Source organism: Streptomyces sp. NPDC001530, from assembly GCF_042894545.1.
GTDB lineage: Bacteria > Actinomycetota > Actinomycetes > Streptomycetales > Streptomycetaceae > Streptomyces.
This window is the reverse complement of the sequence record NZ_JBIAVS010000007.1, coordinates 108,742-127,638: the sequence shown is the minus strand read 5'-3', so window position 1 is coordinate 127,638 and position 18,897 is coordinate 108,742. Positions and strand designations below refer to the sequence as shown.

Below are 18,897 nucleotides of genomic sequence, written 5' to 3'. Positions count from 1 at the left end.
TCGGAGGCCTGCTCGGGCAGGCATCACAAAAAATGATCGATCAAACGAGTCGCAAAGGTCACACAGCACTTCCGGAACCAGGGCGAAGGGGGGCAGGATGAGCAGGTTGGCGGCACTGAGTGCCGCCAATAGGCCCAATGGTCGACCCCGAGTGCACTCTCCAGGGCCAAATGGGGGATGGTAGAGACAGTCAGGGCACCTCGAAGAAGAGGCACAACGTCGGTGAGGGATGACGTGAGCGACAACTCTGTAGTACTGCGGTACGGCGATGGCGAGTACACCTACCCGGTGATCGACAGCACCGTCGGCGACAAGGGCTTCGACATCGGGAAGCTCCGCGCCCAGACCGGGCTGGTGACGCTGGACAGCGGGTACGGCAACACCGCCGCGTATAAATCCGCGATCACCTACCTCGACGGTGAGCAGGGCATCCTCCGGTACCGCGGCTACCCGATCGAGCAGCTGGCCGAGCGCTCCACCTTCCTCGAGGTGGCCTCCCTGCTGATCAACGGTGAGCTGCCGACCGTCGACGAGCTCTCCACCTTCAAGAACGAGATCACGCAGCACACCCTGCTGCACGAGGACGTCAAGCGCTTCTTCCAGGGCTTCCCGCGCGACGCCCACCCGATGGCGATGCTGTCGTCGGTGGTCAGTGCCCTGTCGACGTTCTACCAGGACAGCCACAACCCGTTCGACGAGAAGCAGCGTCACCTCTCGACAATCCGCCTTCTCGCCAAGCTTCCGACCATCGCGGCGTACGCCTACAAGAAGTCGATCGGTCACCCCTTCGTCTACCCGCGCAACGACCTCGGGTACGTCGAGAACTTCCTGCGCATGACCTTCTCGGTCCCCGCCCAGGAGTACGAGCTCGACCCGGTCGTCGTCGCCGCGCTCGACAAGCTGCTCATCCTGCACGCGGACCACGAGCAGAACTGTTCGACCTCCACCGTGCGTCTGGTGGGCTCCTCGCAGGCGAACATGTTCGCCTCGATCTCCGCCGGCATCTCCGCCCTCTGGGGCCCGCTGCACGGTGGCGCCAACCAGTCCGTGCTGGAGATGCTGGAGGGCATCCAGGCCTCCGGCGGCGATGTCGACTCCTTCATCCGCAAGGTGAAGAACAAGGAGGACGGCGTCCGCCTGATGGGCTTCGGCCACCGGGTCTACAAGAACTTCGACCCGCGCGCGAAGATCATCAAGGCGGCCGCGCACGACGTCCTCTCGGCGCTCGGCAAGTCCGACGAGCTGCTGGACATCGCGCTCAAGCTGGAGGAGCACGCGCTCTCCGACGACTACTTCGTCTCGCGCAGCCTCTACCCGAACGTGGACTTCTACACCGGCCTGATCTACCGCGCCATGGGCTTCCCGACCGAGATGTTCACGGTCCTCTTCGCCCTCGGCCGCCTCCCGGGCTGGATCGCCCAGTGGCACGAGATGATCAAGGAGCCCGGCTCCCGCATCGGCCGCCCGCGCCAGATCTACACGGGCGAGGTCCTGCGCGACTTCGTCCCGGTCGAGGCGCGCTAGCCTCAAAAAAACGGAAAGCGCCCTGCTATCGGTCCCCCCACGGGCCGGTAGTCAGGGCGCTTTCCTTGTCCCGGTACGGATTCCCCCCACGGGATCCGGCCGGGCGTCTGTGGACAGCGCCTGAATCGCTGCGAACTGGCTGCGAGCTAAACGAGCAAAACTCGCGGTACTGCGCTACTGCGATGCGGTCTGCCGGGACGCGCACGGATCGGGAGGGCCGCTCAAAGCTCCCCGGTGTACGTGCCCCGGCAACGCAATTTCCGGGAACGTCCCCCAAGACATCCCCAGATGTCAGTCACGCCCCCCAAGACGCTTCTGACATCGCCAACTTAGACTCACGAACCCCTTCGATGGTTACGTTCACATCACTGTGATCTGCGTCTCTTGCATATGTCCTGAAGATACGCAAGAGCCCCGATATGGCGATCGGGGTCCAAGCGTAAGGAAGATGCGTGAGCCTTGTGAAGAGCTTATGTGAGCCTGTCGTTGGACTCTAGGGGGACTCTTACTCCGACGTCATGAGAATGTCCTGAGCCGGAGGCTGTTCGTCACCACGAACACCGACGAGAAGGCCATCGCCGCCCCCGCGATCATGGGGTTCAGCAGACCGGCGGCGGCCAGCGGCAGCGCCGCCACGTTGTAACCGAACGCCCAGACCAGATTTCCCTTGATGGTCGTGAGCGTCCGCCGCGACAGCCGGATCGCGTCCGCGGCCACCCGCAGATCCCCGCCCACCAGCGTCAGATCGCTCGCCTCGATCGCCGCGTCCGTGCCCGTCCCCATCGCCAGGCCCAGGTCGGCGGTGGCCAGCGCCGCCGCGTCGTTGACCCCGTCGCCGACCATCGCGACGGTCCGCCCTTCGCCCTGGAGCCGCTTGACGACGTCGACCTTGTCCTCGGGCAGCACCTCGGCGATCACCTCGCCGGAGTCGATGCCGACCGCCCGCGCCACGGACTCCGCGACCGCCCGGTTGTCCCCGGTGAGCAGCACCGGCGTGAGCCCCAGGGCGCGCAGCGCGCGCACGGCCTCGGCGCTGGTCTCCTTGATCGCGTCGGCGACGGTGACGACACCGAGTGCCACGCCGTCCCGGGCGACCACGACGGCCGTACGCCCCTCCGTCTCGGCCGCGCTCTTCGCGCGGGCCAGCTCGTCCGGGAGCTCCTGCGGGAACCGGCCCACCGTGACGTCGTGACCGTCCACGCGCCCGCGTACGCCACGCCCCGGCACGTTCTCGAAGTGCTCCACCGCCGGAAGGTCCCCAGCGCGCTCCTGAGCGCCTGCCGCGATCGCCTGGGCAATCGGATGCTCGGAGGCGTGTTCCAGGCCGCCGGCGAGCCGCAGAACGTCCTTCTCGGCGGTGCCGTCGACGACGTACACCTCTTGAAGTTTCATCCGTCCCGTCGTCACCGTCCCGGTCTTGTCCAGGACGACGGTGTCGACACGGCGCGTGGACTCCAGGACCTCGGGGCCCTTGATGAGGATGCCGAGCTGGGCGCCGCGCCCCGTGCCGACCATCAGGGCGGTCGGCGTGGCGAGGCCCAGCGCGCACGGGCAGGCGATGATCAGCACCGCGACGGCCGCGGTGAAGGCGGCGGCGGTGTCACCCGTGGCCGCGAGCCAGACCCCGAACGTGCCGAGCGCGATCAGCAGCACCACGGGCACGAAGATCCCGGAGATCCGGTCGGCGAGGCGCTGCACCTCGGCCTTGCCGTTCTGCGCGTCCTCGACGAGGCGCGCCATCCGCGCGAGTTGGGTGTCCGCGCCGACCCGGGTGGCCTCGACGACGAGCCGGCCCCCGGCGTTCACGGTCGCGCCGGTCACCGCGTCGCCGACGGTCACGTCCACCGGCACCGACTCGCCCGTCAGCATGGAGGCGTCGACGGCGGAGGAGCCCTCCAGCACCGTTCCGTCGGTGGCGATCTTCTCGCCGGGGCGTACGACGAAACGGTCGCCGACCTTCAGCCGTGCGACGGGGATACGGACCTCACGGCCTTCCCGCAGTACGGCCACGTCCTTCGCGCCCAGCTCCATCAGCGCCCGCATCGCCGCACCCGCGCGCCGCTTGGAGCGGGCCTCCAGATAGCGGCCGAGCAGGAGGAACGCGACGACACCGGCGGCGACTTCGAGGTAGATCGTCGACGCGCCGTCCATACGAGAGATGGTGAGCCGGAACTCGTCGTGCATGCCCGGCATGCCCGCGTCCCCGAAGAACAGCGCCCACAGCGACCAGCCGAACGCGGCGAGCGTGCCGACCGAGACCAGCGTGTCCATGGTGGCCGCGCCGTGCCGCGCGTTCGTCAACGCGGCCTTGTGGAAGGGCAGTCCGCCCCAGACGACGACGGGCGCGGCGAGCGTCAGCGCGAGCCACTGCCAGTTGTCGAACTGGAAGGCCGGGACCATCGACAGCAGGACGACGGGGAGGGCCAGGAGGGCGGAGACGACGAGGCGCACGCGGAGGGCGAGCAGCTCGGGATCCTCGGCAGGCGCCGATTCGGCTTCCTCGGGAAGCGCGGGCGGACGGGGCTCCTCGGCCGTGTATCCCGTCTTCACCACGGTGGCGATCAGATCGGCGACCTGTACCCCCTCGGGGTATGAGACCTTCGCCCTCTCCGTCGCGAAGTTGACCGTGGCGGTGACGCCGTCCATGCGGTTGAGCTTCTTCTCGACGCGGGCCGCGCAGGAGGCGCAGGTCATCCCGCCGATGGTGAGGTCTACTTCCGACGTCGTGGACGTCTCGGATGTCTTGGGCGTGTCGGCTGTCTCGGCTATGGGTGCTGCGGTGGTCATGGTCCGGCTCCAGTGGAGGAACCGGGCCGTACGGAGCCAGTATCAGCTGGTCGGTACGGCCCGGTGCGGAGGAGATGAGCTCCTGAGGACTGACTGCTCAGGCCTTGCCGACGAGCTCGAAGCCCGCTTCGTCGACCGCGGCGCGCACGGCCTCCTCGTCGAGCGGCGCGGCGGAGACGACGGTGACCTCGCCGGTGGAGGCCACGGCCTTCACCGAGCTGACACCGGCGATCTCGGAGATCTCACTGGAGACGGAGCCTTCACAGTGTCCGCAGCTCATCCCGCTCACCTGGTAGACGGCTGTGACGGAACCCGGGATGTCGGTCTGGGCGGTCATGGCGTTACTCCTCGTCGAGGCATGTGGGGCTTGCGTGGCCCACGGGGGCCTTCCAGAAACCACATTATACCCCTAGGGGGTATTAACCAAGTAGGCTCCAGTGCGTCCGAGACCGTTCGGGGTGTGCCTACGGGTCAGGACTCGTTTCCGCCCGCTGTCCAGGAACGGTGGATGAGACGCCTGCCTCGCGGGCGATGGCGTTGGTACTGGCGGCGGTGTAGCCGGTTGTGCGGAAGACGGAGGCGGCGGCCTCCAGTGCCTGGGCGATACGACGCTCGCCGCGGTTCTGCCGACGGCGCGGCCGGTCGTCGGCGGTCCGCTTCGGCCTCCAGCGCGCCGGCGGGCTGATCACCGCGGCCGCGGTCATCCTCGTGGTGGTGATGGTCGCGATCGGCACCTCGCGCGTGACCAACACCAAGATGCTCGGCCTGGGCATCGCGCTCGCCGTAGTGATGGACGCGATGGTCGTCCGCAGCCTGCTGGTCCCGGCGGTCATGCGTCTCACGGGCCGGGCCACATGGTGGGCGCCGGCGCCGCTGCGGCGATTCCACGACCGTTTCGGACTCAGCGAGGGGGAGATGCCGACGGCCGGGCCCCGCAAGCGTCGGAGGAGGGTGATCGGGACCGGGACAAGGTGGAGGCGCGCGGCTAGCGTTCACTCCGGAAGATGATCTCCGGGTGGAGGGCGAGACGGATGCGGGCAGTGGTCTTCGAGCGGTACGAGGAGCCGGCCGAGGTACGTGAGGTGGCGGACCCGACTCCCGCGGAGCACGGGGTCGTGGTGCGGGTCGAGGCCACCGGGCTGTGCCGGAGCGACTGGCACGGCTGGATGGGGCACGACCCGGACATCGCGCTGCCGCATGTGCCGGGGCACGAACTCGCCGGGGTCGTCGAGACGGTGGGCGCCCGGGTGACCGGCTGGCACCCCGGCGACCGGGTCACCGTCCCCTTCGTCTGCGCCTGCGGTACCTGCCCCTCCTGCGCGGCGGGCGACCAGCAGGTGTGCGAGCGGCAGACCCAGCCGGGGTTCACGCACTGGGGGTCCTTCGCCCAGTACGTGGCCCTCGACCACGCCGATGTGAACCTGGTCCCGGTGCCGGACGAGCTGTCCTTCGCGACGGCGGCCTCGCTGGGCTGCCGGTTCGCCACGGCGTTCCGCGCGGTGGCCGTGCAGGGGCGGGTGGCCGCGGGGGAGTGGGTCGCGGTGCACGGCTGCGGAGGCGTGGGCCTGTCGGCGGTGATGATCGCGGCGGCGTCGGGGGCGAGGGTCGTGGCCGTCGACGTGTCACCGGGGGCGCTCGACCTGGCACGGAAGTTCGGGGCGGCGGAGTGCGTGGACGCATCCCGCGTCGAGGACACGGCCGAGGCGGTGCGCCAACTGACTGGCGGCGGCGCACACTTGTCGCTGGACGCCCTCGGTTCCCCCGTCACCTGCGCGGCCTCGGTCAACGGCCTGCGCCGCCGGGGCCGCCATGTCCAGGTGGGCCTGCTGCCCTCGCCGACGGGTGCCACCCCGGTCCCGATGGCCCGTGTGATCGGCCTCGAACTCGAACTGCTGGGCAGCCACGGGATGGCGGCGCACGCCTATCCGGGGATGCTGGAGCTGGTCCGGGCGGGCGCTGTGCGCCCCGACCTCCTGGTCACGTCCACGATCCCGCTGGACGCGGCGCCGGCGGCGCTGGCGGGGATGGGGGCGGCGCCGGGGACGGGGGTGACGGTCATCGAGCCGTGGAGCTGACACCCGTCTCCGGGTGCCCGCGGTGGGCGGCCCACTCGTGGGCGAGGATCGACATCCGTACGGCGTCGATCCAGTCGCCCTCGTTCAGCAGGGTCTGCCGTTCGACGCCCTCGGTCACGAAGCCGACCTTCTCGTAGGCGCGGCGGGCTCGCGGGTTGAAGGCGAAGACGTACAACGAGACGCGGTGCAGGCCGAGTTGCTCGAAGGCATGCCCGACGATCAGCCGGGTGGCCTCGGTACCCAGGCCGCGGTCCCGGCCCCGGGGGCCGATCAGGATGCGGAACGAGCAGTTGTGGTTGTGCGGGTCCCACTCGTTCAGGACGGCCTCGCCGACGAGTTCGCCGCTCGCCCGGTCCACCACGCCCAGGTCGAGCCTGTCGTCCTGGTCATTGCGCGTGCCGTACCAGGAGCGCAGCCGGTCCGGGCCGAATTTCTCGTCGCGGCTGCCGGTGAGCCGGACAACCTCGGGGTCGTCCAGGATCTCCGCCATCACCGGGACGTCGTCCTCGGCGAACGGTCGCAGCACGGTCCTCTCGCCGGTCAGGACGGGTTTCACGGAGAAGCTCATCCGCTGATCCTCGGCGGCCGGCCCGCGCGGGGGCAAACGAATGGGGGCTGTGCCGCACCCGTGGGCGGGGCACGGAGCGGGATGTCTCAGTCTTCTCTGCGACCGCGGCTCCCCGGGCGGGAGGCGACCCAGGCCCGGACGGTATCCGGGTACCAGTAGGGCTTTCCGCCCTCCACATGGTCGGGCGGGGGGAGCAGTCCGTGCTTGCGGTACGACCGCACGGTGTCCGGCTGCACCTTGATGTGCGCCGCGATCTCCTTGTACGACCAGAGCCTACGGTCGGTCATGCGTGGGCACCTCCCTGCGCGCACCGCGGCGGCGACCGGGGGCGGCCGTCGGGGGAGCCGGGCGCTGCGCTGGCGATCAAAGCCTGTGCCCCGTGAACGACACACCGTGAGCACGGGGCAGCCCCCGTAGACCGGGTGTGACCCAAGACCCGCGTACACGCGACATGCGTGACAGAAGGGGGTCCTTTGTGACACGAGCGACGCAATTGCCGCCCGAGGAGCGAGGGATTACCGCTACTGCTGTAGGCAGTCGTCCCGCAGGGCGGGACCGGTGGGCACAGCCGGCAGCGCCGGGTGCCTTGTAAGAAAGGGCGGGGCAAACCAGGGCGGGCCGGACCCGCTGCGCCGGGCCCGGCCCACCGGCTCCCCGCACCCCCGTATCCCCCCGGGTCCGTGGCCGGAAGACCCCAGCGTGCAGTCAACGCCTCCTGCCGGTCTTGGAAAAAATCGCACACGGATCACTCTGGTCGCTCAGGTCGTTCGGATCGCTCCGGTCGTTCCGATCGCTCCGATCGGGAGCGAGCACCAGGCTCGTAGCCTCCCCCGCCATCCGATCGTCCCCCGGCGGACCGGGCCGAGGCTCCGGCGGAGCCCCCCGCGCCGCCGTGAACTCCCGCGGCGTGCACCCGGTCATCGCCTTGAACTCCCCGCTGAGATGCGCCTGGTCGTAGAACCCGCACGCCGCCGCCGTCTCGGCCTGCGACCGCCCCGCCGCGAGCAGCCGCCGCGCCCGCTGCAGCCGCAGCACCCGCGCCGCCGCCTTCGGCCCGAGCCCGATCTGTTCCCGGAAGCGGTTCTCCAACTGCCGTACGCTCCAGCCGACCTCGTCGGCGAGCCGGGGCACCGGCATCGCACCCCAAGTCCGCTGGAGGTGGGCCCAGGCCCGCACCACCCGCGGTGAACTCGGTGTCCCCGCCCCGGCCCAGCGCGCGAACACCTCGTCGAGCAGCCCGAACCGTTCGGCCCAGCCGGGCAACACGGCCAGCGCGGCGGAGAGTTCACCGATGCTGCTGCAGCGGTCACGGCTGGAGCGGGCGCCCAGCAGATGCGGCAGCTCGTCGGGGTCGAGCGTCCGGTCGGCGAGTTCGTACTGCGGTGTGCCGAAGAGGGTGAACGCGGTCCACGGCGCCAACAGCACCTCGATGCCCATGAGACGGCCGTCGTGCTCGCCGACGGCCGCGGTGGTGGTCGGTCCGGAGAACACCGACACGAGGGTGGCGGTCGGCCGGCCCGCGCGGGAGACGCGTACCGGCTGTTCGAAGCCCAACAGCAGCGTCGCCGCGCCGATCGGCGCCTCCAGCCTGCGCCGCGGCCCGTCGAGGGCGAGCCGGATCCCGCGGTAGCTGATCACGCCGGGCCGCAGCCGCGGATGGGGCAGCGCGACCACGGTCTGCCAGGCACCGCCCGGCCCGCACCCCGCACGCGAGACGATTCCCGTCGCCATCCGTTACGTCCCTCCCGTCGCCGCCGCACCTGGGAATCACCCATGGTGCTACGCGGCACAGAGGGCCGGAAGGCCCGCCGAGCCCCGGGCTCTCGGCGGGCCCCGACGACCGACGGGAGCGACTACGCCCCGCAGGACCTCAGGAACGCCCGGGTCCGCCGGGCGATCGGCAGCGGCTTGTCCGGCGGGCACGGGTACATGTCCTGCTCGACGATCGCGAAGAGGTCGACGCCGAGTTGTTGCGCGGCGGCGAGGACGGGCTCCAGCGCCGGTACGCCGGACGGCGGTTCGCACATCACACCACGGGCCACGGCGGGCCCGAACGGCACTTCGTTGGCCCGCACCTCGGCCAGGATCAGCGGGTCCACCTGCTTGAGATGGAGGTAGCCGATGCGCTCGCCGTACGTCTCGATGAGCTTGACGCTGTCGCCGCCGCAGTACGCGTAGTGGCCCGTGTCGAGGCACAGCGACACCAGCGAGGAGTCGGTCGCGTCGAGGAAACGCGTGACGTTCTCCTCGCTGTCGATGTGCGTGTCGGCGTGCGGGTGGACGACGATCCGCAGCCCGTAGCGCTCGCGCACCTCATGGGCGAGCCGCTCGGTCTGGGCGGTGAGATTGCGCCACTGCGTCGGCGTCAGCGTGCTGTCCTCAAGGACCTCGCCCGTCTTGTCGTCCCGCCAGAAGGCCGGGATGACGACGAGGTGCTGGGCGCCCATCGCCTGGGTGAGCGCCGCGATGTCCGAGACGTGCGCCCAGGTGGACTCCCACACCTCGGGACCGCGGTGCAGCCCGGTGAAGACCGTGCCGGCCGAGACGGTGAGCCCGCGCCGCGCGGTCTCCTCCTTGAGGACGGCCGGATCGGTGGGCAGATAGCCGTACGGGCCCAGCTCGATCCACTCGTACCCGGATGCGGAGACCTCGTCGAGGAAGCGCTGCCAGGGGACTTGCTGCGGGTCGTCGGGGAACCAGACGCCCCAGGAGTCGGGAGCCGAACCGATCCGGATGCGGGACAGTGAGGACGGAGGCGGTGACTGCGGCGACGGCCGAGGCGATGACTGCGGTGACAACGACGTCATGGGCGTCAGCTTCCGGCGACCCCGGAGAGGTGTCAAGACCTCGTCCGAATGTCCGGACAAAACGTTGACAGGGCTCCCCGCGCGGGACTAGACCTGGGGGCAGCCGTAGCGAAGGGAAGTCGATGGCGTACGACCTGATCACCATGGGGCGGATCGGCGTGGACCTGTACCCGTTGCAGACGGGGGTCCCGCTGGCACGGGTGACGTCCTTCGGGAAGTTCCTCGGCGGCTCGGCGACGAACGTCGCGGTGGCCGCGTCCCGGCTCGGACGGCGTACGGCGGTGATCACCCGGACGGGTGCGGACCCCTTCGGAACCTATCTCCACGAAGCGCTGCGCGACTTCGGCGTCGACGACCGCTGGGTCACCCCGGTCCCCGGGCTGCCGACCCCCGTCACCTTCTGCGAGGTCTTCCCGCCGGACGACTTCCCGCTCTACTTCTACCGGCAGCCCAAGGCCCCCGACCTGGAGATCGACGCGCACGAACTCGACCTGGACGCCATCCGCGAGGCCCGCGTCTTCTGGATGACGGGCACGGGTCTGAGCGAGGAGCCCAGCCGCACGGCGACCCTCGCGGCGCTGGCCCACCGCGCCCAAGCCGGTACGACGGTCTTCGACCTCGACTGGCGGCCCATGTTCTGGAGGGACCCGGAGTCGGCGCGCCCCTTCTACGCCGAGGCCCTCCGCCACACCACCGTCGCCGTGGGCAACGTCGACGAGGTCGAGATCGCCACCGGCGAGCGCGAACCGCACGCCGCCGCCCGCGCCCTCCTCGAAGCCGGCGTAGAACTCGCTGTCGTCAAGCAGGGCCCCAAGGGCGTCCTCGCCGTCCACCGCGACGGCACCACCGCCGAGGTCCCGCCCCTGCCGGTGACCGTCCTCAATGGCCTCGGCGCCGGCGACGCCTTCGGCGGCTCCCTGTGCCATGGACTGCTCGCCGACTGGGACCTGGAGCGCATCATGCGGCACGCGAACGCGGCCGGCGCCATCGTCGCGTCCCGACTGGAGTGCTCCTCCGCGATGCCGACACCCGAAGAGGTAGAGGACGCGCTCACGGTGGGAGCCGTCCGGTGAGGGCGGGCCACGTCGGAGGCGCCCGGCACGAGGACGGAGGCGACGCGCCCACGGGTGCCCCCACCACGTACGAGCGACTCCGGTCCCCGTACCGGCACGTCGACGTCGCCGACCTGGTCCGCACCCGCACCCACCACCCCGAGGCGATCGCCGAGGCCGCCGCGCGCCGCCCGCGCCGCCCCCTCGTCAACGACTCCGGGCGGCTGATGATCGTGGCCGCGGATCATCCGGCCCGGGGCGCGCTGGCCGTCGGCGACCGCACGTTCGCCATGGCGAGCCGCGCCGACCTCCTCGAACGGCTCTGCCTCGCCCTGTCCCGGCCCGGCGTCGACGGTGTGCTCGCCACCGCCGACATCCTCGACGACCTGCTGCTGCTCGGCGCCCTCGACGGCAAGGTGGTCCTCGGCTCGATGAACCGGGGCGGACTCGCCGGCGCCTCCTTCGAACTGGACGACCGGTTCACCGGGTACCGCCCGCGGGACATCGAGCGGCTCGGCTTCGACGCGGGCAAGCTGCTGCTGCGCATCGACTACGACGACCCGGGCTCGCTGCGCACCCTGGAGACCACTGCGCGGGTCATCGACGAGATGGCGGAGCGCCGACTCCCGGTCTTCGTCGAGCCGTTCCTGTGCCGCCGCCGCGACGACGGGACGCTGCGCAACGACCTGAGTGCCGAGGCCGTCACCAAGTCCATCGCCATCGCCAGCGGCCTGGGCGGCAGTTCGGCGTACACCTGGCTGAAGGTCCCCGTCACCGAGAACCCCGACGACATGGCCCGCGTCATGGAGACCTCCACCCTGCCCGCCGTCCTGCTCGGCGGCGACGTCGGCGAGGACCAGGAGGGCGCGTACGAGAAGTGGCGGGGCGCGCTGCACCTCCCCACCGTCCAGGGGCTGGTGGTCGGCCGTTCGCTGCTCTACCCGGCGGACGGCGATGTGGCCGCGGCCGTGGACACCGCCGTAGGACTCCTGTGAGGGCCGCATGACCAACGAGCTGTACGTCCCCAAGGGCACCACCGCCGACGCGAACTACGCGCTCGACATCGACCCCAAGCGCGCCGGCTGGACCCACAGCAGCCTGCGGATCGTGGAGCTGGGGCCGGGCGGTACGCACACCTTCACCACCGGTGACAGCGAGTGGATCGTCCTTCCGCTCAGCGGTGGCTGCACCGTGCGGACAGAGAACGACGAAGAGTTCCCACTCCTGGGCAGGGAGAGCGTGTTCGCCGGGGTCTCCGACTTCGCGTACGTGCCCCGTGACGCCCGGGTCCAGATCGCCTCCGGCGCGGGAGGCCGCTTCGCCCTGGCAGGAGCGAAGTGCGAGCGCCGACTCCCCGCCCGCTACGGCCCCGCGCCGGAGGTTCCCGTCGAAGACCGCGGCAGCGGCGACTGCGCCCGCAAGGTGCGCAATTTCGCCTCCGCCGACGCCTTCGACTGCGACAAGCTCATCGCCGTCGAGGTCATCACCCCCGGCGGCAACTGGTCCTCGTACCCGCCGCACAAGCACGACGAGCACCGGCCGGGTGTTGAATCGGAACTCGAAGAGATCTACTACTTCGAGATCGACGGCCCGAACGGATTCGGCTATCAGCGCGTATTCCCTTCGCGCGAGGGCGGATCCGACGTCCTCGCCGAGGTCCGCACCGGCGATGCCGTCCTCGTCCCCGACGGATGGCACGGCCCGTCCATCGCCCAGCCCGGCCACGACATGTATTACCTGAATGTCATGGCCGGACCGGGCAAGGACCGGGAGTGGCGGATCTGCTTCCACCCGGAACACGTAGACGACACTGCAAGCACAGAGGGATACCGATGACCTCAACGACGAGGCTGACGGTCGCACAGGCGCTGGTGCGGTTCCTGGCCGCCCAGTACACGGAACGGGACGGCGAGCGGCGGCGGCTGATCGGCGCCACCTGGGGCATCTTCGGCCACGGCAACGTCGCCGGGATCGGGCAGGCGCTCATCGAGTACGGCGACGTCATGCCGTACCACCAGGGCCGTAACGAGCAGGCCATGGTGCACGCGGCCGTCGGGTACGCGCGCCAGTCCAACCGTCTCTCCACGCACGCCGTGACCACCTCCATCGGCCCGGGCGCCACGAACCTCGTCACCGGCGCCGCCCTCGCGACGATCAACCACCTCCCGGTGCTGCTCCTGCCCGGCGACATCTTCGCGACCCGCCCCGCCGATCCGGTGCTCCAGCAGCTCGAAGTCCCGTACGCGGGCGATGTGTCGGTCAACGACTGTCTGCGCCCGGTGTCGAAGTACTTCGACCGCATCACACGCCCGGAGGCGCTGATCCCGGCCGCCCTGCAGGCCATGCGCATGCTCACCGACCCCGTCGAGACCGGCGCCGTCACGCTCGCGCTGCCGCAGGACGTGCAGGCGGAGGCCTACGACTGGCCGGAGGAGTTCTTCCAGGAGCGGACCTGGACCGTACGCCGCCCCGCGCCCGACGCGTCCGAACTGGCTGCCGCCGTGCACGCGATCCGCGAGGCCCGCCGCCCCCTCATCGTCGCGGGCGGCGGTGTCCACCACAGCCGCGCCGAGGAGGCGCTCGCCGAACTCGCCTCCGCCACCCGCATCCCGGTCGCCTCCACACAGGCGGGCAAGGGCTCCCTGCGCTGGGACCACCCGCAGGACGTCGGCGGCATCGGCCACACCGGCACGGCGACCGCCGACGAACTCGCCCGCACCGCCGACCTGGTGATCGGCGTCGGCACCCGCTACACCGACTTCACCACCGCCTCCGGCACCCTCTTCGCCGCTTCGAACGTCCGCTTCCTGAACCTCAACATCGCGCCGTACGACGGCCACAAGCTCGCCGGGCAGACGGTGATCGCGGACGCGAAGGCGGGACTCGAAGAGCTCACCGAGGGGCTCACGCTGCACGGCCACCGCGCCGAGCCCGCGTACGTCACCGAGTACACGGACGACAAGGAGCGCTGGGAGTACCGCGTCGACGCGGCGTACGAGGCCGAGGACGTCGACATCCGGCCCACCCAGCCGCAGGTCCTCGGCATACTCGACGAGCTGGTCGACGAGGACGACATCCTGATCAACGCGGCCGGCTCGCTCCCCGGTGACCTGCACAAACTGTGGCGGGCGCGGTCGCAGGACCAGTACCACGTCGAGTACGGCTACTCGTGCATGGGCTATGAGATCCCCGCCGCGATCGGCGTACGGATGGCGGCCCCCGACCGTCCCGTGTGGGCGCTGGTCGGCGACGGCACCTATCTGATGATGCCGACCGAGATCGTCACCGCCGTCCAGGAGGGCGTCGCGATCAAGGTCCTCATCCTGCAGAACCACGGGTACGCCTCCATCGGCGGCCTCTCCGAGTCCGTCGGCGGCGAGCGGTACGGCACCGCGTACCGCTACCGCTCCGAGGACCGTACGTACACGGGGGCGCCGCTGCCCGTGGATCTCGCCGCCAACGCGGCCAGCCTGGGCATGCGGGTCCTACGCGCGAAGACGGTGCGTGACCTGCGGGCGGCCCTTGCCGAGGCGCGGGCGGCGGACACTCCCACATGTGTCTACGTGGAGACCGAAACGGCAGACACAGTGTCGGGCGCGCCTCCGGCCCAAGCCTGGTGGGATGTACCCGTGGCCGAGACCGCGACCCGATCGTCGGCGGTCAAGGCGCGCGAGGAGTACGACCGGCACGTCGCCGCCCGACGCCGCCATCTGTGAAGGAGTTTTTGGCCATGACGAAGACCGTCAACCACTGGATCGGTGGGAAGACCGTCGAGGGTGTGTCGGGTACGTACGGGCCGGTCACCGACCCGGCGACCGGCGCCGTGACCACCCAGGTCGCCTTCGCGACCGTCGACGAGGTGGACGCCGCGGTCGCCGCCGCGAAGGACGCGTACGCGACGTGGGGCACCTCGTCGCTGGCCAAGCGGACCTCGATCCTCTTCAAGTTCCGCGCGCTGCTCGACGCCCACCGCGACGAGATCGCCGAGCTGATCACCGCCGAGCACGGCAAGGTCCACTCCGACGCGCTCGGCGAGGTCGCCCGCGGCCTGGAGATCGTCGACCTGGCGTGCGGGATCACCGTGCAGCTGAAGGGCGAGCTGTCGACCGAGGTGGCCTCCCGGGTCGACGTGTCCTCGATCCGGCAGCCGCTCGGTGTCGTCGCCGGCATCACGCCGTTCAACTTCCCGGCCATGGTGCCGATGTGGATGTTCCCGATCGCCATCGCGTGCGGCAACACCTTCGTGCTGAAGCCGTCGGAGAAGGACCCGTCGGCCTCGATGAAGGTCGCCGAGCTGCTCGCCGAGGCCGGTCTGCCCGACGGCGTCTTCAACGTCGTCCACGGTGACAAGGTCGCCGTCGACCGCCTCCTGGAGCACCCGGACGTCGCCGCCGTCTCCTTCGTGGGCTCGACGCCGATCGCCCGCTACATCCACACCACGGCCTCGGCGAACGGCAAGCGCGTCCAGGCCCTGGGCGGCGCCAAGAACCACATGCTGGTCCTCCCGGACGCCGACCTGGACGCGGCCGCGGACGCCGCCGTCTCGGCCGCCTACGGTTCCGCGGGCGAGCGCTGCATGGCGATCTCCGCCGTCGTCGCGGTCGGCGCGATCGGCGAAGAGCTGGTGGAGAAGATCCGCGAGCGCGCCGAGAAGATCAAGATCGGCCCCGGCAACGACCCGGCCTCCGAGATGGGCCCGCTGATCACGGCCGCGCACCGCGACAAGGTGGCGTCGTATGTGAAGGGCGCCGCCGACCAGGGCTCCGAGGTCGTCCTCGACGGCACGGGTTACACGGTCGAGGGCTTCGAGAACGGCCACTGGATCGGCCTCTCGCTCCTCGACCACGTGCCGGTGACGGCGGACGCCTACAAGGACGAGATCTTCGGCCCGGTCCTGTGCGTGCTGCGCGTCGACACCTACGAGGAGGGCGTGGCGCTGATCAACGCCTCCCCCTTCGGCAACGGCACCGCGATCTTCACCCGGGACGGCGGCGCCGCCCGCCGCTTCCAGCTGGAGATCGAGGCGGGCATGGTCGGCGTGAACGTCCCGATCCCGGTCCCCGTCGGCTACCACTCCTTCGGTGGCTGGAAGGACTCGCTCTTCGGCGACCACCACATCTACGGCAACGACGGCACGCACTTCTACACCCGCGGCAAGGTCGTCACCACCCGCTGGCCGGACCCGTCCGAGGCGCCGGCCGGCGTCGACCTGGGCTTCCCGCGCAACCACTGAGGTGCCTTCGGTGCCCCGCCCGTCGTCCGGGGGCGGGGCACCGTCGTGTGCAGCCCTACTGCTGCTCCTCGGCGGCCTTCTTCATCAGCTCGGTGACGTCACCGGTCTGCGCGGCGGGCGGGGCCTTCACGTCGGCCGTGGCGCCGAACTTCTTGAAGTCCATGGTGACCGTCACGGTGCCGAACACCTCCTTGAGGCGGACCGGCAGGTCCTTGGCGCCGACCCAGACGTCCATGGTGATCGAGTCGGAGCCGCCGGTCACGGAGTTGAAGAGGGTGCCCTGGTTGCCGGACCCGTAGGCGTCCTTGAACTTGCCCATGTGGTCCTTGTCGATCACGGCCCGGTAGTGGGTCGTGCTCTTGCCGTCGACGGTCTCCTTGCCGAGGTCCTCGACGTCGTTCGCGTACTTGAGGCCCTTCATGGTGGCCGCCGGGCTGCCGGCGGCCGAGTTCCCGCTGAGCGCCTGGGCACCCTTTTCGCCGAACATGGCCGACGCGTCGACCTTCATCCACTCCTTGCCCCTGAGCGGACCGGAGGGCTGCGGGTCGGTGTCGTAGTAGTAGACGCCGTCCACGAGCAGCATGCGGATCGACGGGTCGTCCGTCAGCGTCTCCATCTTCGCGGCCTTGGTGTCCATCTCGACGTCGTACGCGAAGCCGTCGCCCCAGGAGTAGGTGCCCTCCATGGCTATGGGGGCGCCGCCGTTCAGCTCGGTGGTCATCTTGACCTCGGCCGAGCCCAGGGCCTCCGTCCGGTCCGTCGCCCGCCCCAGCGCCGCCATGATCGTGTCGGCGTGGCTGACCGCCTCGGCCGTCTTCTTCGTGGTCTCCGCGCTGCATCCGGTCGTCCCGGCCAGCGCCGCCGCGGCCACCCCCGCCCAGACCACGCCCCGCATGTGCCTCATGTTCCCCACCCCTGTCTGTGTTTCTTCTGTGCGCCAGGACTCTAATGGCAGGCCCTGACACGACTACGCGCCGGCAGGCGTCCGGAGTGCGGACCAATCCTGGCGAATTTCAGGGCTCCGACTGCGGTTCTCGTCATGGGGTGATGAAACGGGTAGCGCAGGCAATCTGTTGATATGGCCTTCGAAAGCAAGGTTACACTTTGCTGGATCTTGATGATTGCCGAATTGAAGGGTAGAGACCTGGGAAAGCGATGTGATGTGGGTCGCTCCGCTAGTGCGGATTCCGTAGGTAAACGGCCATTGACGCAACGGTTTCCGTCAAGGTTCCATCAACGGCGGGAGCGGACGAGAGACGTACGACGCGAGCCGCCGGAGGCGATATCGCTCCCGCCCGAACCACCTGACGCACGAGTCGATCGGAACCGCTTCATGACCGACACGCTCCGCCCTGTCGAGACCGCCGTCCCGGATGCCGCCCCCACGGCCTCCGGGAGCCCCCAAAAGCTCAAGCGCTCCATCGGCATCGTCGGCGGCACGCTGCTGACGCTCTCCTGCGTGACGCCCGCCTCCACGCTCTTCGTGGTCGTGCCCGACCTGTTCTCGTCCCTCGGCACGGCGACCGCCCTCACCATCGCGATCGGTTCGCTGCTCTGTATCGCCGTGGCGTTCTGCTACTCGGAGCTGGGCACGCTCATCCCCAGCGCGGGCGGCGAGTACGCCATGGTCTCCACGATGGCCGGACGCCTCGCGGGCTGGCTGGTCTTCGTACTCTCCCTCCTGGTCGTCATGATCGTGCCGCCGGTGATCGCGATGGGCACGGCGGACTACCTGGCACCGATCGTGCACCTGGACCCGTCGATGGCGGGCGCGGGAGTGATGATCCTGGCCACCCTCGCGGGCCTGCTCGACCTGCGGGCCAACGCCTGGATCACCGGCGTCTTCCTCGTCCTCGAAGTCATCGCGGCGGCCGTCGTGGCGGTCCTGGGCTTCGCGCACAGCGAGCGCGGCGTCGGCAGCCTGGTCTCGATGCAGGTGGCGGGCTCCGGTGGTCACACCGACACCGTGACGGCCATGCTGGTCGTCTCCGGCCTCGCGATCGCCCTCTTCGTCACCCAGGGCTTCTCGACCGCGGTCTACCTCTCCGAGGAACTGGAGAACCCGCGCCGCAACGTCGCCCGTACGGTCCTGGCCACCCTCGCCATCTCCACGGTCATCATCCTGGTCCCGGTCGTCGCGATCACCATGGGCGCCTCCGACCTGTCGGCCCTGACCGGCGGCGACATCAGCAGCATGGTCACGGCCTGGTCGAACTCCGCCGTCGGCACCTTCGTCAGCCTCTGCGTCGCCCTCGCGATCATCAACGCAGGCATCGTCATGGTCATCCAGAACTCGCGCGTGCTGTTCGCCTCGGCCCGCGACAAGGCGTGGCCCGAGCCCGTCAACAAGGGCCTCTCGCGGCTCGGCCGCTTCGGCTCCCCCTGGGTCGCCACCCTCGCGGTGGGCGTCCCCGGCGCGGCCCTGTGCTTCGTCAACCTGGACACCCTGTACGGCGTCACGGGCGTATCGGTGACGGGCATGTACCTGCTGGTCGCGGTCGCCGCGCTGCTCGCCCGACGCGGCAAGCACGCCCACACGTCCGCCTGGCGCATGCCGCTGTGGCCCGCTATGCCGGTCCTGCTGATCGCCGTCCTCGCCTACATCCTGAGCCAGCAGGAGACGAGCTACCTGCTCTGGACCGGTGGCATCACCGCCGTCGCCACCCTGTACTGGGCCTTCTACCTGCGGCCGCGCCGCGAGACCCGCTGGCTGGTGTCCATCCCGGAGGACGCGCGGGCGTAGTCGTACGCCTCATGTGAAGTCCCAGGTCACCACCGAGCACGACCCGTCGTCCTTGCCACCCGCGCTGCGGTAGGTGGCAGGGGCGACGTCGTTTCCGGCGTCGACGCC

15 protein-coding genes and 2 pseudogenes are annotated in these 18,897 nt (G+C 70.1%); 9 read left to right on the top strand and 8 right to left on the bottom strand.

Going from position 1 to position 18,897, the window contains the following annotated elements; all coding sequences use genetic code 11:
• Positions 1–234: 234 nt before the first annotated feature.
• The gene (locus tag ACFY0T_RS15665; RefSeq protein ID WP_388869703.1) at positions 235–1,524 is read left to right on the top strand and encodes a citrate synthase; all 1,290 of its coding nucleotides are present in this window, start codon (positions 235–237) and stop codon (positions 1,522–1,524) included.
• 516 nt (positions 1,525–2,040) lie between these two features.
• Here the strand turns inward: ACFY0T_RS15665 and ACFY0T_RS15660 are convergent.
• From ACFY0T_RS15660 to ACFY0T_RS15650, 3 genes and pseudogenes are all read right to left on the bottom strand, one after another.
• Positions 2,041–4,311: a heavy metal translocating P-type ATPase gene (locus tag ACFY0T_RS15660; RefSeq protein WP_388869700.1), complete on the bottom strand. Its 2,271-nt coding sequence runs from the start codon at positions 4,309–4,311 to the stop codon at positions 2,041–2,043.
• A 97-nt stretch (positions 4,312–4,408) separates the two neighbouring features.
• Positions 4,409–4,648: a heavy-metal-associated domain-containing protein gene (locus ACFY0T_RS15655; RefSeq protein ID WP_388869698.1), complete on the bottom strand. Its 240-nt coding sequence runs from the start codon at positions 4,646–4,648 to the stop codon at positions 4,409–4,411.
• A 172-nt stretch (positions 4,649–4,820) separates the two neighbouring features.
• A pseudogene (locus tag ACFY0T_RS15650) lies at positions 4,821–5,015 on the bottom strand (TetR family transcriptional regulator); the annotation flags it as partial.
• On the opposite strand from ACFY0T_RS15650, the pseudogene ACFY0T_RS15645 reads away from it, so the two are divergent.
• Both ACFY0T_RS15645 and ACFY0T_RS15640 read left to right on the top strand, forming a co-directional pair.
• Positions 4,960–5,300 (top strand): annotated as a pseudogene (locus ACFY0T_RS15645) (MMPL family transporter); the annotation flags it as partial. The pseudogenes ACFY0T_RS15650 and ACFY0T_RS15645 overlap by 56 nt on opposite strands.
• Before the next feature lie 42 nt (positions 5,301–5,342).
• Complete coding sequence (locus tag ACFY0T_RS15640) at positions 5,343–6,386, top strand: zinc-dependent alcohol dehydrogenase family protein (RefSeq protein ID WP_388869696.1); 1,044 nt, start codon at positions 5,343–5,345, stop codon at positions 6,384–6,386.
• Here the strand turns inward: ACFY0T_RS15640 and ACFY0T_RS15635 are convergent.
• The 4 genes from ACFY0T_RS15635 to ACFY0T_RS15620 form a co-directional block, all read right to left on the bottom strand.
• Positions 6,367–6,954 carry a GNAT family N-acetyltransferase gene (locus tag ACFY0T_RS15635; RefSeq protein WP_388869693.1) on the bottom strand — a complete coding sequence of 196 codons (588 nt, stop codon included), beginning with the start codon at positions 6,952–6,954 and terminating at the stop codon, positions 6,367–6,369. The two genes, ACFY0T_RS15640 and ACFY0T_RS15635, sit on opposite strands and share 20 nt — an antisense overlap.
• An 86-nt stretch (positions 6,955–7,040) precedes the next feature.
• Positions 7,041–7,241 carry a helix-turn-helix transcriptional regulator gene (locus tag ACFY0T_RS15630; protein WP_388869691.1) on the bottom strand — a complete coding sequence of 67 codons (201 nt, stop codon included), beginning with the start codon at positions 7,239–7,241 and terminating at the stop codon, positions 7,041–7,043.
• 418 nt (positions 7,242–7,659) lie between these two features.
• Positions 7,660–8,685: a helix-turn-helix domain-containing protein gene (locus tag ACFY0T_RS15625; protein ID WP_388869689.1), complete on the bottom strand. Its 1,026-nt coding sequence runs from the start codon at positions 8,683–8,685 to the stop codon at positions 7,660–7,662.
• 122 nt (positions 8,686–8,807) lie between these two features.
• Positions 8,808–9,761, bottom strand: a complete 954-nt coding sequence (locus ACFY0T_RS15620) for a sugar phosphate isomerase/epimerase family protein (RefSeq protein WP_388869687.1) — start codon at positions 9,759–9,761, stop codon at positions 8,808–8,810.
• A 122-nt stretch (positions 9,762–9,883) separates the two neighbouring features.
• Between ACFY0T_RS15620 and iolC the strand changes: the two genes are divergently transcribed.
• From iolC to mmsA, 5 genes are read left to right on the top strand one after another with little or no spacing between them, the layout of a single operon-like run.
• On the top strand, positions 9,884–10,834 hold the full coding sequence (iolC, locus tag ACFY0T_RS15615) for a 5-dehydro-2-deoxygluconokinase (RefSeq protein WP_388869685.1): 951 nt from the start codon (positions 9,884–9,886) through the stop codon (positions 10,832–10,834).
• On the top strand, positions 10,831–11,808 hold the full coding sequence (locus tag ACFY0T_RS15610) for a deoxyribose-phosphate aldolase (RefSeq protein ID WP_388869682.1): 978 nt from the start codon (positions 10,831–10,833) through the stop codon (positions 11,806–11,808). The genes iolC and ACFY0T_RS15610 overlap by 4 nt, the downstream gene beginning before the upstream one ends.
• A 7-nt stretch (positions 11,809–11,815) precedes the next feature.
• On the top strand, positions 11,816–12,649 hold the full coding sequence (iolB, locus tag ACFY0T_RS15605) for a 5-deoxy-glucuronate isomerase (RefSeq protein ID WP_388869679.1): 834 nt from the start codon (positions 11,816–11,818) through the stop codon (positions 12,647–12,649).
• Positions 12,646–14,529, top strand: coding sequence for a 3D-(3,5/4)-trihydroxycyclohexane-1,2-dione acylhydrolase (decyclizing) (gene iolD, locus ACFY0T_RS15600; RefSeq protein ID WP_388869676.1), 1,884 nt, complete (start codon positions 12,646–12,648; stop codon positions 14,527–14,529). The genes iolB and iolD overlap by 4 nt, the downstream gene beginning before the upstream one ends.
• 14 nt (positions 14,530–14,543) lie before the next feature.
• A complete protein-coding gene (gene mmsA, locus ACFY0T_RS15595; protein ID WP_388869673.1) occupies positions 14,544–16,046 on the top strand; it encodes a CoA-acylating methylmalonate-semialdehyde dehydrogenase in 1,503 nt (500 codons plus the stop codon).
• Between the two features lie 55 nt (positions 16,047–16,101).
• On the opposite strand, the gene ACFY0T_RS15590 is transcribed toward mmsA, so the two are convergent.
• Complete coding sequence (locus ACFY0T_RS15590; RefSeq protein WP_388869670.1) at positions 16,102–16,950, bottom strand: hypothetical protein; 849 nt, start codon at positions 16,948–16,950, stop codon at positions 16,102–16,104.
• Positions 16,951–17,379: 429 nt separating this feature from the next.
• Between ACFY0T_RS15590 and ACFY0T_RS15585 the strand changes: the two genes are divergently transcribed.
• Positions 17,380–18,789 carry an APC family permease gene (locus ACFY0T_RS15585; protein WP_388869667.1) on the top strand — a complete coding sequence of 470 codons (1,410 nt, stop codon included), beginning with the start codon at positions 17,380–17,382 and terminating at the stop codon, positions 18,787–18,789.
• Positions 18,790–18,897: the final 108 nt, after the last annotated feature.

Coding starts and splice junctions, on each gene's coding strand:
- iolB (WP_388869679.1), top strand. CDS start 11,816: ATGACCAACGAGCTGTACGTCCCCAAGGGCACCACCGCCGACGCGAAC.
- mmsA (WP_388869673.1), top strand. CDS start 14,544: ATGACGAAGACCGTCAACCACTGGATCGGTGGGAAGACCGTCGAGGGT.
- ACFY0T_RS15585 (WP_388869667.1), top strand. CDS start 17,380: ATGACCGACACGCTCCGCCCTGTCGAGACCGCCGTCCCGGATGCCGCC.
- ACFY0T_RS15590 (WP_388869670.1), bottom strand. CDS start 16,950: ATGAGGCACATGCGGGGCGTGGTCTGGGCGGGGGTGGCCGCGGCGGCG.
- ACFY0T_RS15635 (WP_388869693.1), bottom strand. CDS start 6,954: ATGAGCTTCTCCGTGAAACCCGTCCTGACCGGCGAGAGGACCGTGCTG.
- ACFY0T_RS15655 (WP_388869698.1), bottom strand. CDS start 4,648: ATGACCGCCCAGACCGACATCCCGGGTTCCGTCACAGCCGTCTACCAG.
- ACFY0T_RS15640 (WP_388869696.1), top strand. CDS start 5,343: ATGCGGGCAGTGGTCTTCGAGCGGTACGAGGAGCCGGCCGAGGTACGT.
- ACFY0T_RS15630 (WP_388869691.1), bottom strand. CDS start 7,241: ATGACCGACCGTAGGCTCTGGTCGTACAAGGAGATCGCGGCGCACATC.
- iolD (WP_388869676.1), top strand. CDS start 12,646: ATGACCTCAACGACGAGGCTGACGGTCGCACAGGCGCTGGTGCGGTTC.
- iolC (WP_388869685.1), top strand. CDS start 9,884: ATGGCGTACGACCTGATCACCATGGGGCGGATCGGCGTGGACCTGTAC.
- ACFY0T_RS15620 (WP_388869687.1), bottom strand. CDS start 9,761: ATGACGTCGTTGTCACCGCAGTCATCGCCTCGGCCGTCGCCGCAGTCA.
- ACFY0T_RS15625 (WP_388869689.1), bottom strand. CDS start 8,685: ATGGCGACGGGAATCGTCTCGCGTGCGGGGTGCGGGCCGGGCGGTGCC.
- ACFY0T_RS15660 (WP_388869700.1), bottom strand. CDS start 4,311: ATGACCACCGCAGCACCCATAGCCGAGACAGCCGACACGCCCAAGACA.